Origin of the sequence: Luteibacter flocculans, assembly GCF_023612255.1 — a bacterium.
Taxonomy (GTDB): Bacteria; Pseudomonadota; Gammaproteobacteria; order Xanthomonadales; family Rhodanobacteraceae; genus Luteibacter; species Luteibacter flocculans.
In genome coordinates, this window is sequence record NZ_CP063231.1 from 1,872,405 (window position 1) to 1,885,532 (window position 13,128).

12 protein-coding genes are annotated in these 13,128 nt (G+C 66.8%); 7 read left to right on the forward strand and 5 right to left on the reverse strand.

Features of this window, described 5'->3' with window-relative positions:
- Nucleotides 1–351: 351 nt before the first annotated feature.
- The 3 genes from IM816_RS07965 to IM816_RS07975 form a co-directional block, all read right to left on the reverse strand.
- Entirely contained in the window at nucleotides 352–1,374 is a 1,023-nt protein-coding gene (locus IM816_RS07965; RefSeq protein WP_250340717.1) for an acetate/propionate family kinase, read from the reverse strand.
- Nucleotides 1,375–1,379: 5 nt separating this feature from the next.
- A complete protein-coding gene (locus tag IM816_RS07970; RefSeq protein WP_250340469.1) occupies nucleotides 1,380–3,746 on the reverse strand; it encodes a phosphoketolase family protein in 2,367 nt (788 codons plus the stop codon).
- Nucleotides 3,747–3,831: 85 nt separating this feature from the next.
- A complete protein-coding gene (locus IM816_RS07975; protein WP_250340470.1) occupies nucleotides 3,832–4,722 on the reverse strand; it encodes a restriction endonuclease in 891 nt (296 codons plus the stop codon).
- A 116-nt stretch (nucleotides 4,723–4,838) separates the two neighbouring features.
- Here IM816_RS07975 and IM816_RS07980 point away from each other — a divergent pair, with 116 nt between their 5' ends.
- Complete coding sequence (locus IM816_RS07980; protein WP_250340471.1) at nucleotides 4,839–5,378, forward strand: hypothetical protein; 540 nt, start codon at nucleotides 4,839–4,841, stop codon at nucleotides 5,376–5,378.
- A gap of 30 nt (nucleotides 5,379–5,408) precedes the next feature.
- Here IM816_RS07980 and IM816_RS07985 read toward each other — a convergent pair whose 3' ends face one another.
- Nucleotides 5,409–6,449 (reverse strand): HDOD domain-containing protein, encoded by a 1,041-nt coding sequence (locus IM816_RS07985; RefSeq protein WP_250340472.1) that lies wholly within the window; start codon nucleotides 6,447–6,449, stop codon nucleotides 5,409–5,411.
- 97 nt (nucleotides 6,450–6,546) lie between these two features.
- Here IM816_RS07985 and IM816_RS07990 point away from each other — a divergent pair, with 97 nt between their 5' ends.
- The 6 genes from IM816_RS07990 to IM816_RS08015 all read left to right on the forward strand — a co-directional run bounded on the left by IM816_RS07990 (nucleotide 6,547) and on the right by IM816_RS08015 (nucleotide 11,941).
- Nucleotides 6,547–7,410 carry a pseudouridine synthase gene (locus tag IM816_RS07990; protein WP_250340473.1) on the forward strand — a complete coding sequence of 288 codons (864 nt, stop codon included), beginning with the start codon at nucleotides 6,547–6,549 and terminating at the stop codon, nucleotides 7,408–7,410.
- Between the two features lie 40 nt (nucleotides 7,411–7,450).
- Nucleotides 7,451–8,875, forward strand: a complete 1,425-nt coding sequence (locus tag IM816_RS07995) for a DHA2 family efflux MFS transporter permease subunit (protein WP_072320793.1) — start codon at nucleotides 7,451–7,453, stop codon at nucleotides 8,873–8,875.
- Nucleotides 8,876–8,929: 54 nt separating this feature from the next.
- Nucleotides 8,930–9,988: a class I SAM-dependent methyltransferase gene (locus tag IM816_RS08000; RefSeq protein ID WP_250340474.1), complete on the forward strand. Its 1,059-nt coding sequence runs from the start codon at nucleotides 8,930–8,932 to the stop codon at nucleotides 9,986–9,988.
- A complete protein-coding gene (locus IM816_RS08005; protein ID WP_250340475.1) occupies nucleotides 9,985–10,701 on the forward strand; it encodes a pseudouridine synthase in 717 nt (238 codons plus the stop codon). The genes IM816_RS08000 and IM816_RS08005 overlap by 4 nt, the downstream gene beginning before the upstream one ends.
- A gap of 87 nt (nucleotides 10,702–10,788) precedes the next feature.
- On the forward strand, nucleotides 10,789–11,316 hold the full coding sequence (gene sodC, locus IM816_RS08010; RefSeq protein ID WP_250340476.1) for a superoxide dismutase [Cu-Zn] SodC: 528 nt from the start codon (nucleotides 10,789–10,791) through the stop codon (nucleotides 11,314–11,316).
- Between the two features lie 7 nt (nucleotides 11,317–11,323).
- Nucleotides 11,324–11,941, forward strand: a complete 618-nt coding sequence (locus IM816_RS08015) for an alpha-ketoglutarate-dependent dioxygenase AlkB family protein (protein WP_250340477.1) — start codon at nucleotides 11,324–11,326, stop codon at nucleotides 11,939–11,941.
- Here IM816_RS08015 and IM816_RS08020 read toward each other — a convergent pair.
- Nucleotides 11,938–13,008, reverse strand: coding sequence for a GGDEF domain-containing protein (locus IM816_RS08020; RefSeq protein ID WP_072320798.1), 1,071 nt, complete (start codon nucleotides 13,006–13,008; stop codon nucleotides 11,938–11,940). The two genes, IM816_RS08015 and IM816_RS08020, sit on opposite strands and share 4 nt — an antisense overlap.
- Nucleotides 13,009–13,128 lie beyond the last annotated feature (120 nt).

Below are 13,128 nucleotides of genomic sequence, written 5' to 3' on the forward strand. Positions count from 1 at the left end.
TCCAGGCCTGCTGGGAACCGCACTGTCGGCACTCGGCTCGGTGGGGGCCAACCTGCTGGCGATCCTACGAAGCGAGGTGCGGAGCCCTGTTGGCAATCCAGGCCTGCTGGGAACCGCACTGTTGGGACTCGGCTCGGTGGAGCCAGCCTGCTGGCGATCCTACGAAGCGAGGTGCGGAGCTCTGTTGGCAATCCAGACCTGCTGGGAACCGCACTGTCGGTACTCGGCTTGGTGGGAGCCAGCCTGCTGGCGATCCTACGAAGCGAGGTGCGGAGCCCTGTTGGCAATCCAGGCCTGCTGGGAACCGCACTGTCGGCACTCGGCTCGGTGGGAGCCAGCCTGCTGGCGATCCTACGAAGCGAGGTGCCAGGTGTGTCTCACGATCTGTTCGTCTTCTTCGGTCTGCATAACGCGCACCTCGAAGGCCCCCATCCAGCCGAGCCCTTCGACGATCGCCTCGCGCGTCACGGCGTCGTTCTCGCCGATGCCGCCGGTGAACACCAGAAGATCGATGCCACCGAGCGACGCCACCATGGCCGCCACGTGCTTGCGTGCCACATGCACAAACACGTCGCGTGCGAGCACCGCTGCAGGGTCATTCGATGCATGCAGCTGGCGCATGTCGCTGGTGCCTCCAGAGAGGCCCTTCAGCCCGGACTCGCGATCGACCAGCAGTTCGAGCCGTCGCGCGTCGTAGCCGCGTTCGCGCATGAGATAGAGCAGCACGCCCGGGTCGAGATCGCCCGGTCGCGTGCCCATGACGATGCCACCGGTCGGCGTCAGTCCCATGGTGGTGTCCACGGATTTTCCGTCGCGTACCGCGCACAGACTGGCACCGTTGCCCAGATGGGCGACGACAACGCGGGACGGTATCGCTGCGCCGAGCTGGCGCACGATCGACTCGTACGACAACCCATGAAAACCGTAGCGTTCGATGCCGCCCTCGCGAAGATCGGCCGGCAAAGGCAGGGTACGCGCCACCGCAGGCATCGTGGCGTGGAAAGCCGTGTCGAAGCAGGCGACCTGCGGCGCGTCGGGAAACGCAGCGCGCGCACGCTTGACCATGTCGACCGCCGCCGGCACGTGCAATGGCGCAAAGGCCCGGGCGTCTTCGAGATGCGCCATCAGCGCATCGTCGATACGCGCATGCGCGCGAATCCGAGGCCCGCCATGCACCAGCCGGTGGCCCACCGCATCCGGTGCCGGCAGCCCGCGGGAGGTCAAAGCGTCCACGATCGCGTCAATGGGATCGGCGCCGGCACCCGGCGCCTCCGTCTGATCCGACAGCAGGGGCTTGCACGTGTCGCCCTCGACCCGATAAAGACCGTATTTGAGGGACGACGAGCCCATGTTGAGGGCCAGCACGTGCCCCATGCCGCTCACGCCGTGGTCTCCGGCGTCCACTGCCAATCGCGTACGTCCGGAAGATCCTGGCCGTGCTCGCTCACGTACAGCTTGTGCCGCTCGATGTCCGCCCAGTAGCGCTGCTCGGCCTTTGCGCGCTCGTCCGCGAGACTCGGCACGCGGTTGATGACGTCGAGGGCGAGCTGGAAGCGATCCATGTTGTTCAACACCATCATGTCGAGCGCCGTGGTGGTGGTGCCTTCTTCCTTGTAGCCGCGCACGTGGATGTTGCCGTGGTTATGGCGGCGATAGGTGAGCTTGTGGATCAGGCCGGGGTAGCCATGGAAGGCGAAGATCACCGGCTTGTCCTTCGTGAACAGCGCATCGAACTGATCGTCGTCCATGCCGTGCGGGTGCTCGTCGGGTGTCTCCAGCGACATGAGGTCCACCACGTTGACCACGCGGATGCGGAGGTCCGGCACGTACTCGCGCAGCAGCATCACCGCCGCGAGCGTCTCTACCGTCGGGGCATCGCCCGCGCAGGCCATCACGACATCGGGATCGTCGCCGCCGCGGCCGGCCCACTCCCAGATTCCGGCGCCGGCCGTGCAATGACGCACCGCGGTCTCCATGTCGAGCCACTGCCAATCGGGTTGCTTGCCGGCCACGATGACGTTGACGTAATGCCGGCTGCGCAGGCAGTGGTCGCTCACCGATAGCAGACAGTTCGCATCCGGTGGCAGGTAGATGCGCACGATCTCGGACTTCTTGTTCGCCACGTGATCGATGAAGCCGGGGTCCTGGTGCGAGAACCCGTTGTGGTCCTGGTGCCACACGTGCGAACTCAGCAGGTAGTTCAGCGAAGCGATCGGCGGACGCCACGACATCTTGCGCGTCACCTTCAACCACTTCGCATGCTGGTTGAACATCGAGTCGATGATGTGGATGAACGCCTCGTAGCACGAGAAGAAGCCGTGTCGGCCGGTGAGCAGATAACCTTCGAGCCAGCCCTGGCACTGGTGTTCGCTGAGCATTTCCATCACCCGGCCTGCGGGCGAGAGGTTTTCGTCCACTGCTTCGGTGCTGGCCATCCACGTCTTGCCGCTGGCCTCGTATATCGCTTCGAGGCGGTTCGATGCGTTCTCGTCCGGGCCGAACACGCGGAAGATCTGCATGTTCTGGCGCATCACCTCGCGCAGGAAGCGTCCCAGTACACGGGTTGCCTCAGCCTTGTGATCGCCGGGCGTCTTCACCTTTTCCGCGAACTCGCGGAAGTCGGGCATGTGCAGCGGCTTCAGCAACAGGCCACCGTTGGCATGCGGATTCATGCCCATGCGGCGGCGCCCGGTCGGCGCCAGCGAGGCGAACTCTTCACGGAAGCGACCGCGTTCGTCGAAAAGTTCCTCGGGCGCGTAGCTTTTCATCCAGCGCTCAAGGATGGCGACGTGTTCGTCGTTCTCGAACTTCGCGATCGGCACCTGATGCGCGCGCCACGTACCTTCCACGGGCTTGCCGTCCACTTCCTTGGGACCCGTCCAGCCCTTGGGGCTGCGCAGGACGATCATCGGCCAGCGTGGTCGCGTCGCCTCGTCGGCGCTGCCGCTGCGCGCCTCCGTCTGGATGCGCCCGATCTCGTCGAGGCACTGGTCGAGCGCCGCCGCGAAGGCCTGATGCATCGGCTCGAACTCGTGGCCTTCCACGAAGTGCGGCTCGTAGCCGTATCCGCGCATGAGATCGCACAGCTCTTCGGGTTCGATGCGTGCCAGCACCGTGGGATTGGCGATCTTGAAGCCGTTCAAGTGCAGAATCGGCAACACGGCGCCGTCGCGCGCGGGATTGAGGAACTTGTTCGAGTGCCAGCTCGTGGCGAGCGCACCGGCTTCCGCTTCGCCGTCGCCGACGACGCAGGCCACGATCAGCTCGGGATTGTCGAAAGCGGCGCCGAAGGCATGCGAGAGGGAATACCCGAGTTCGCCGCCTTCATGGATGGATCCGGGCGTTTCCGGCGCGACGTGGCTCGGAATGCCATACGGCCAGGAGAACTGGCGGAACAGCTCGCGCATGCCTGCCGCGCTGCGGTCGATGTGCGGGTAGACCTCGGTGTACGAGCCTTCCAGATAGGTATGCGCGACGAGGCCGGGGCCGCCATGGCCGGGGCCGATGACGTAGATCATGTCCAGGTCGCGTTCGACGATGGCCCGGTTCAAATGGGTGTAGATGAAGTTGAGGCCGGTGGTCGTGCCCCAGTGACCGAGCAGGCGATGCTTGATGTGTTCCTTGCGCAGCGGCTCGCCGAGCAGGGGATTGTCGCGCAGGTAGATCTGCCCGACGGAAAGATAATTGGCGGCGCGCCAGTAGGCGTGCATGCGGCGCAGAAGGTCGGGCGAGAGCGTCTCGGTCATGGGGACTTCCAGGCGACAGGGGCGCCTGACAGTCTAGGCGCTTCGTGATTCCAGTCGCGTGAAAGAATGCCGCACCCGCTTGGCCTTACTTGGCCTCGCCGACCTCGCGCGTGTTGCGCTCCATGACCTTCATCGCGTCTTCCGACTGCTTGTGTGCGTCCTGGGCGGCGGCTCGGGCCGCTTCGCGCAGGCGCGCTCGCTCGGCCAGTTCACGGGCGACGCGGTCGCTGGACTGCGCTGCGGTCGACGTCGCGGTGGGCGGTGGCAGCGTCGCTGCGGGCGGCGCAGTTACGTTGACGGGTACAGTGGCAGGTGCGGACGCTGCCGGGGCGGCATCGGAGGACGGCGGCGGTACCACGGGCGCGCGACGGTCGTTCATCGCGCGCCAGACGAAGATGCCCAGCAATGCCAGGATGACGACGACCAGCATGATCGGGACGAGGCGCGACATGTCGCCGTCGGACGCACGGCGCACGCGCCTGCTCTTGGCCACCGCACTTGCAGGCAACGCCACGCCCTGAACGGACGTGTCGAGGTGATCGGGCAACCGGAGCATCACGCGCAACACGTCTGCATCGACCAATTGCATGCGCGGTTGGCGTCGCGCCACGGCGCGGGCCTCTGTGCTGAAACGCCCGCGCGTCACGAGCACACCGCGCGTGGCGGCCTCGTTGAGCATGGTACTGAGCAATTCGTTGACGTCGACCAACTGCACTTCGGCGGCATCCCAGTGCTTGCACTGGACGATGACGACCTCGCTGCCGCGATGCAGACGCAGATCGAACCCGCCGCCGAGCTGCTTCAGCGACGTGGGGGGCGTGTGGTACTCCACGCGCCAGCCCTGCTCACGATAGTGTTCGGCGAGCAGGTGCTCGAAGTCGTGCCAGCTCAGCCGGGCCAGTGCATCCGTGCCCGCTGATGGCGTCTGTCGCGCCGAAAACATCAGTCGTAGGTACCTGCCAAGGTAAAAACGCATGATAACCGCTCCGCGCCGTCGAGCCGAGCCGGCACGCTGCCCCGTTCACCTTCATGACGATTGCCGCGTGGCCGGCCTGCCGCTACATTGGGCGATTGCTTCGGGGGAACAGGGTCGTGCAGGTGATCAAGAAGGTAGGTGCCGCGCTGGCGGTAGCGATGCTGTCAGGGTGCGGTGGCAAGACGATGATGGTGAGCGACATGAGCGGCATGGTAGCGGCCAGTCCGGCTTCGCCATGGCTTACGGTGCAGGGCGCGGGGCAGACCGTCGTCACGCTGACCGGGCTCGACACGAAGACGAAGGTGCAGGTGGCGCCCGACCTGGATGCCGTGGTTCAGGCGCAGGTGCGCAGCGCGTTGCAGCCGAAGTATTTCACCGACCTGATCATCAACTGCCGTAGCCTGGAAGTGGGTGTTGCCGCGAAGACCGACGACGACGCGGCGATCACCAACGCCAACCTCGATCTCTCGGTGAGCTGCCGCATCGTCGCGCGCGGGCTCGTCGTTTCGAAGGGCTATCGCGTGCGCCAGTCGTCGCCCATCGATCCGGCGGCACCGCACTTCGATACTTTGCTGCCTGCCTTGATCCGTGGCGCTTCGAACCAGCTAGCCGACCAGTTGTGGACCGACGTGGTCGCGACGGGCGTCAAGCGCTGAACCACACGGCCCGTCGCTGACGCGGCGGGCTCAAGCGTCGGCCGTGGCGCGGGCGCGCAGGTCGTCGCGGCAAGCGAGCAGCCGCTCCTGACTGAACCCCTGGGGCGGCGTGGCAAGCAGCACGGCGTCCGCATCGACCGTGCCGCGCTCCACCATCACGTCCAGCATCGCCAGGCGGCTCGAGGCCAGCAGGGCGCGGCCGAGCGGTGTGCGTGCCCCGGCATCGGCCGGGTCGGCACGTTCCGCGAGCGCCTGGACGACGCGCGACGGGAAGCTCCAATGGCGGGCCGCGTGCAAGGACAGGCGTTCCACCTGCTGCCCCAGTGCCGCGACGAACGGTGCGCTGTAGTCGGGGGTGTCGGGCAAGCCGGTACGCAGCACCTCGCGCAGGATCGCCTGGGCGCCGGTCTGGCTGGCGAGTCCCGCAAGAAACGCCTCGAACGAGTCGCACACGCCCTGACTGAGGAAGATGCAGGCATGGGCGCAGCGCTCGGCATGCTCCCAGAGCCGCTCGCCAGCATGGCGCGTGATTTCGTTCTCGTCGGCGCGCAGGATCGGGCGCATCACCATCTGCATGACCACGCGACGCAGGCCATCGTGGCCAAGCAGGGTGATCGCCTGCGGCAGACCGGAGACGGGGCGGGCGGCGCTGAGATAGGCGCTGTTGGCGGCACGGATGACTTCGCCGACCAGCACGGTGTCGCGGGCGATCTGTTCGGCGAGCGTACGGCTGTCGACGTCGTCGCTGCGCAGGGAGCGCATGAGCTGCGGCACCACAGCGGGCAAGCGGGGCAGGGAACCGACGTCGAAACGTTCGCCACCGAAGGCGTCGCGCACGCGGCGCAGCGTGGCCTGCTCGGCCGGCGACAGACCGCCCTCGCGTGACGGACCGAAGCCGAAGACGAGCCGGTAGAAGCGGTCCTCGACCTCGTCCGGATCGAGTGCGCCGGCCGGAGGCGCGGCGGTCGGCTCGATGGATGCCGCAGGCATGGAAAGCGGCGGGCGCTCGCGCTCGTTGCGCGTGTTCGAGCCGGTGGCACCGAACCACTTCCTGAAGAACCGGCCAATCACGAGAGACGCTCCCGTCGGGGATGGAGACGATGGGCAAAGTATATGCCGCGGCGGGACGGCGGACATCAGCCGTCCGGCCATCTTCTACAATGCGCGCATGGACCTGCAGCCACTCTCGAGCCGTGTCGTGCTGCCGCCTGGCGGCTGGGCCAGCGTGCTCGATTTCCTCTGCGAGCGGTTTCCCGCCGTCGGCCGCGATGCATGGCTCGATCGCATGGCCCGCGGTGTCGTCAGCGTGGACGGTGCGCCCGCGTCGCGCCTTGCGCCTTATCGGCCGGGTGCCGTGGTGACCTATCGCCGCGAAGTGGCGGACGAGCCGCGGATACCTTTCGAGGAGCGCATCGTTCACCTAGACGACGACCTCGTGGTGGCGGACAAACCGCACTTTCTTCCGGTGATGCCGGCGGGGCGTCACGTGGAGGAAACGCTGCTGATGCGGCTGGTGCGTCGGCTCGGCAACCCCGATCTGGTGGCGCTGCATCGCTTGGATCGTGGCACGGCGGGGCTGGTGATGTTCTCGGCGCGACCGTCCAGCCGCGACGCCTATACGCGCCTGTTCCGCGAGCGAGAGATCGCCAAGACCTACGAGGCCCTGGCACCGCCGCTGCCAGGTGTCGCGTTTCCACTGCTGCGCGAGAGCCGCATCGTCAAGGGTGAGCCGTTCTTCCGCATGAGCGAAGGCGCGGGGCCGGCGAACGCGATCACGCGGATCGACGTGCTCGAACGTGGCGAGCGTTACTGGCGCTATCGGCTGGAACCCGTCACCGGCCGCAAGCACCAGTTACGCGTGCACATGGCGGCGCTCGGTGCGCCTATTCTCGGCGATACCGTCTATCCCGCACAGCGTGCGGACCCTGGCGGGTTTGCCGATCCCCTGCGCCTGCTTGCCCGTGCGCTGCGCTTTGTCGATCCGCTGACCGGGCAGGATCGCCACTTTTGCAGCGAGCGTGAGTTGGGGTGAGCGGCCCGAACTCGACCTTTACAGACGCGGAGCGCAAACTATGCGCCTCGCCGCCGCCCATCCCCGGATGACTCCCGCCCCTGGTTTCCGCACCGTTGCCCTGATCATCGCGAGCGCGATGTTCATGGAACAACTGGATGGCACCATCCTCGCCACCGCGTTGCCGGCGATGGCCGAATCGTTCGGGGTGTCGCCGCTGCACATGAGCGTGGCGCTCACGTCCTACATGCTGAGCCTGGCGGTCTTCATTCCCGCCAGCGGGGCGATCGCGGATCGCTACGGGTCGCGCAACGTCTTCCGCGCCGCCATCGCCTTGTTCACGTTGGGCTCGATCCTCTGCGGCGTCTCCGGCAACCTGCCGCTGCTGGTGCTTTCGCGCCTCCTGCAAGGCATCGGCGGCGCCATGATGGTGCCGGTGGGTCGGCTCGTACTGCTGCGTTCCGTGCCCAAGTCGGAACTCGTGTCCGCGATGTCCTGGCTGCTGGTGCCAGCGTTGATCGGCCCGGTGGTCGGGCCACCGCTGGGAGGCTTCATCGTCACCTGGGTGTCCTGGCGCTGGATCTTCTACATCAACGTACCGATCGGCGTGGCCGGCATCTGGCTGGCCTCGAAATACATTCCCGACGTGCGCTTGCCCGACAAGGTGCGCTTCGACACGCTGGGCTTCGTGCTTTCCGGCGTGTCGCTGTCCTGCCTCGTGTTCGGCCTGGAAATGGTCAGCCATGGCGCGAGCTCGGTCGCCGGTTCCACGGTGCTGATCGTCGTCGGCCTGGTCGTTGGCGCGCTCTACGTCGCGCACGCACGTCGCGTGGAGCATCCGATTCTCGATCTCTCCCTGATGCGCTTCACCACGTTCCGGCTATCGGTGATTGCGGGTTCGCTCACCCGCATCACGGCGGGGGCCATGCCGTTTCTGCTGCCGCTGATGATGCAGCTGGGTTTCGGCCTGTCGGCAGCGCACAGCGGCGTGGTCACGTTTGTGTCCGCACTCGGCGCCATGCTGATGAAGGCCACGGCGGCACCGGTGCTGCGCCTGTGGGGCTTTCGCGCCACGCTGGTGTGGAACGGCGTGCTGTCGATGCTGTGCGTAGCCTTGTGTGCCGCGTTCCGCCCCGACTGGCCGTTGTGGACCATCTACACCGTGCTGTTGCTGAGCGGCTTTTTCCAGTCGCTCCAATTCAGTGCGTACAACACCGTGGCCTATGCCGACGTACCCAGCGAGCGGTTTTCGAGCGCCACGAGCTTCTACACCACCTTCCAGCAATTGATGCTCTCGCTGGGCATCTGCGTCGCTGCCGCCGCACTGCATGCCTCGGTGTCCTGGCACGGCCGCGAACATGCGCAGTTGCCTGATTTCAGCGCGGCCTTCCTCGTCGTGACCCTGATCTCGCTGATCGCGGCGCCCGTATGTGCCCGCCTGCCGCGCAACGCCGGCGCGGAAATGAGCGGGCATCGGGCGCGCTGAGAGTCGGTGGGCTAGAATCCGCGGTTCCCTGTCGCCTGTTCGAGGTCCACCGCATTGTCCGCCGGTACCGCTTCCGACGCCGCGCTCGATGCGCTGTTCGTGCCGTTCTCCACGGGCGAACTGACTCTCCCGGCCGACGAGAACCTGCTGTTCCTGCGCGCGCGCGACGGCTTCCCGTTGCGCGAGCGCAAGCGTGCAGGCTGGCTGATGCAGCAATCATTCAAGCCGGCGGCAGATGCACTCGCCGCGTCGGGCTTTCAGGTCACAGCGGATCTCCCCGAGCGTCGCTTCCGCGTGGTGCTGGTGCTGCCGACGCGGCAACGCGAGGAATCGCGAGCCTTGTTCGCACAAGCCATGGCGCACGTGGGCGAGGGCGGCATCGTGGTCGCCAGCGTGGCGAATACCGAAGGTGCGAAGACCGCGGAAGCGGATCTCGCGCGGCTTGCCGGGCACGTCACCACACTCTCCAAGCACAAGTGCCGCGTGTTCTGGACCCGGCCGGGCGCCGTCGCCGATGCCTCGCTGCAGGCGGCGTGGCTCACCCTCGACGAACCCTTGTCGGTGGCCGAAGGACGCTTCGTCAGCCGCCGCGGCTTGTTTGCCTGGGATCGGATCGATACGGCGTCCGCGTTGCTGGTCGACGTGTTGCCGAACGACCTCCGCGGTCGCGTCGCGGACCTTGGCGCCGGCTTCGGCTACCTTGCCTGCACGGCCATCGAGCGCTGCGCAGGCATCACCTCCGTGGACCTCTACGAAGCCGAAGCGCGCGCTCTGGAACCGGCACGACGCAATCTCGCGGATGCCGTCACGCGCGCCGGCCGCGCCGTCGCCACGCACGTGCGCTGGCACGACGTGACGCATGGCATCGACGAAGGCTATGACGCCATCGTCAGCAACCCGCCGTTCCACCAGGGCCGGGCGGACGATCCTACGCTGGGTCGTGCCTTCATCGCCGCGGCCGCGCGCGGGCTTGCCGCGCAGGGCTCGTTCTGGATGGTCGCCAATCGCCACCTTGCCTACGAGGCCACGTTGGACGCCTGCTTCGCGAGCGTCCGCACGGTGGTCGAGCAGGGCGGCTTCAAGGTCTTCGAAGCAAGGAATCCCCGCCGATGAAACTCGTGCGCCTGTTGGCGAATCTTGGCTACGGCAGCCGCAAGCAGGTCGCGGCCATGTTCCGCGAGGGCCTCGTGACGGATGCCTCCGGTGAGGTGCTCTACGCCGACGACAAGGTCGATCATGCCGAGATACGTTTCGAGGGCGAGCCGCTCGATCCGCCGCAGGGCATGCTGCTGATGTTGCATAAGCCGGTTGGCTATACCTGCTCGCGCAAGGACGTCGGTCGCCTTGTCTACGACCTGCTGCCGCCGCGGTTCGCGTTGCGCAATCCGGTGCTTTCCACGGTCGGCCGGCTGGATCGCGACACCTCGGGGCTGCTCCTGTTCACCGACGACGGGCAGTTGCTGCATCGGATCATCTCGCCCAAGGCAGCGTTGGCGAAGGTCTACGAGGCCACGCTGGCCGAGGATCTGCGCGGAGACGAGGGCGACCAGTTCGCCTCGGGCACGTTGATGCTCGAAGGCGAGTCCGACCCGCTCGAACCGGCAACGTTGGAGGTGCTGGCACCGCGCCGTGCGCGCCTGACGTTGACCGAAGGTCGCTACCACCAGGCGCGCCGTATGTTCGCCGCCGTGGGCAATCACGTGGTGACGCTGGAGCGCGTCGCGCTTGGCGGACTCACGCTCGAAGGCCTGCCGTCGGGCGAATGGCGCTTGCTGGACACCGCCGACGTCGCTCGTCTCTTCGGCACGGCCACTTCTGTCGCGTGAGCCGGCGCCTCGGGCATGGGGCTCTGGACGCTTCCTGCACGGCGGGTGCAGTATCGAAAGGTTCCCTCGACCCAAGGAGTGCGTACGATGAAACATCTCGCCCTGGCCGTGGCCGGTCTTCTCGGCTGCGCGGCCGCGCAGGCCGCCGATAAGAGTGTGACGGTACCCATGCATCTCGTAACGGCTGACGGTGCGGGTGCATCCGTCGGCAAGGTCACCGTGACGGAAACCGCGGGCGGCCTCGTCTTCACCCCCGAACTGAAGGGCTTGCCGCCCGGCGAGCACGGCTTCCACCTGCACGAGAAACCCAGTTGCGATCCGGGTGAGAAGGACGGCAAGAAGGGGGCGGCGCTCGCGGCTGGCGGTCATTACGACCCGGGCCACACCGGCAAGCACGAAGGGCCCGACGCGTCCGGCCACGAAGGCGATCTGCCGAAGATCACGGTCGCTGCCGACGGCACTGATACGACCGCCGTCACGGCGCCGCGTCTGAAGACGCTCGCCACGCTCAAGGGCCACGCGCTCATGATTCACGCTGGCGGCGACAACTACGCCGACGAGCCTCAGCCGCTCGGTGGCGGCGGGGCGCGGATCGCCTGCGGCGTCGTCAAGTAAGGATCCGATGTCTCAGGGCGGCTTGTTCGCTTCCGAACCGCTCGTGCTCGTCGATGACGAACACGGGCGGTTCGTCTATATGCCGGGCGCTGTGGCGCCCGAGCGTGCGAGCGCCTGGTTTGCCAGTCTGCTTGCGGATATCCCGTGGGAGGCACAGCGTCGCGCCATGTACGGCCGCGAGGTGGACGTGCCGCGGCTTACGCAGCACTACGCGCTCGACGATCCGTCGCTGCCGCGTGTGCTCGGCGAGGCGGGGCGCGCGATCGTCGACGTCACGGGTATCCCGTTCACCACGGTCGGCCTCAATCTCTATCGGGACGGCCGGGACAGCGTCGCGCCGCACAACGACCATCTTGAGGAGCTGACCGAAGGCGCGCCGATCGCGCTGCTGTCGCTTGGCGCGACGCGGCGCATGACGCTGCGCGAGCGCGGCGGCAGGAAGCGCAACTTCGATATCGACCTCGAGGCTGGCAGCGTGCTCACGATGAGCTACGCCACGCAGCATCACTACGACCACGGCATACCGAAAGTGCGCGCCGAAGTCGGACCGCGAATCAGCCTGGCGTTCCGGGTGCGGCCGGCAGGGAAGGCGCCCGGCCGACGTTACGCGCCCCAAGCCCGCTAGAACAGGTCGATGCTGCCCAGGGCGACTGGGGCGAGTTCGCCACGCGCAGAAAGCGCTTCGTATCCGTGCACGCTGTTGCGGCCGTTCTGCTTGGCGAAGTAGAGCGCCTTGTCCGCGCGATCGAGCACGATCTCGGGATAGTCGTTCTCGCTGATCCTCGCATAGCCGATGCTGACGGTCACGTGGTCTACCTGCGGGAACGCGTGTTCCGCGACGAGCTGGCGGAAGCGATCCAGCACGGCCCTCGCCGCACTTTCGTCCGGCGCCGCCAGCAGGATCACGAACTCCTCGCCGCCAAAGCGGAACAGTACGTCGCCCTGGCGGAAGCTCGCGCGCATCTGCTGGGCGAGCATCAGGATCACCTCGTCGCCGTAGACATGGCCGTAGGTGTCGTTGATCCGCTTGAAATGGTCGATGTCGAGAATGGCGAGAAACAGCTGCGCCTGGGTCTCGGGGGCATGCCGCTGTTCGGCGCGTCCCGGGGCGGGCCGGCTGCGCTGGCGGTGCAGCTTGAGCAGCCGCTGCAGTCGCTGTTCGAAACTCCGGCGGTTGTACAGGCCGGTGAGCTTGTCGCGCTCGCTTTCGTTGAGCAGGGCGATGTAGTTGCCATAGATGCGCGCGAAACCTTCGACCATCGAGCGCACTTCGTCGAGCGGTTCCTCGGCCTCGAGCATCAGGGCGCCGATGGCTGCGTGCTCGCGTTGGATCGGAATCACCAGGCGATTGACGCCGTGCTCCGTGACGTCACTGATCGCCTCGGAGGTTTCCAGTGCGCAGACGATGGTGTCGATCGCATCGCCGTCGCGGTCGGGATCGACGGCCTCCACGACGAAGCCGCCCTCGGGACCGGGCTTGCGCGAGCAGACGACAATGGAGTCCACCGGATGCGAGGGGTCTTCTCCGCACTTGCACAGGGTGACGCTGTTGACGGCCACCAACTCGGCCAGCGACAGCACCATGCTGTGGTCCAACGCGTCGATATCGCGGTGGTGGGTGAATTCCGCCACGGACGCGAGCAGGCGCGACTCGGGCAGGACGCCGGCAAGAGCGTGCCAGGCGGCTTTCATGGCCGCAGTTTCCGAGCGACCCATCGATCGCTATATGCACGCATGGCTGGCACCGACGACTCCTCCCCCGAGCGGGGCACGCAGGGCGCCCCTTTAGTCTTGATTACCGCGGGCCGACCG

Excerpts from the sequence above, each read along its gene's own strand:
- IM816_RS07965 (WP_250340717.1), bottom strand. The coding sequence starts at position 1,374 with ATGGGGCACGTGCTGGCCCTCAACATGGGCTCGTCGTCCCTCAAATAC.
- IM816_RS07970 (WP_250340469.1), bottom strand. The coding sequence starts at position 3,746 with ATGACCGAGACGCTCTCGCCCGACCTTCTGCGCCGCATGCACGCCTAC.
- IM816_RS07975 (WP_250340470.1), bottom strand. The coding sequence starts at position 4,722 with ATGCGTTTTTACCTTGGCAGGTACCTACGACTGATGTTTTCGGCGCGA.
- IM816_RS07990 (WP_250340473.1), top strand. The coding sequence starts at position 6,547 with ATGGACCTGCAGCCACTCTCGAGCCGTGTCGTGCTGCCGCCTGGCGGC.
- IM816_RS07995 (WP_072320793.1), top strand. The coding sequence starts at position 7,451 with ATGCGCCTCGCCGCCGCCCATCCCCGGATGACTCCCGCCCCTGGTTTC.
- IM816_RS08005 (WP_250340475.1), top strand. The coding sequence starts at position 9,985 with ATGAAACTCGTGCGCCTGTTGGCGAATCTTGGCTACGGCAGCCGCAAG.
- sodC (WP_250340476.1), top strand. The coding sequence starts at position 10,789 with ATGAAACATCTCGCCCTGGCCGTGGCCGGTCTTCTCGGCTGCGCGGCC.
- IM816_RS08015 (WP_250340477.1), top strand. The coding sequence starts at position 11,324 with ATGTCTCAGGGCGGCTTGTTCGCTTCCGAACCGCTCGTGCTCGTCGAT.
- IM816_RS08020 (WP_072320798.1), bottom strand. The coding sequence starts at position 13,008 with ATGAAAGCCGCCTGGCACGCTCTTGCCGGCGTCCTGCCCGAGTCGCGC.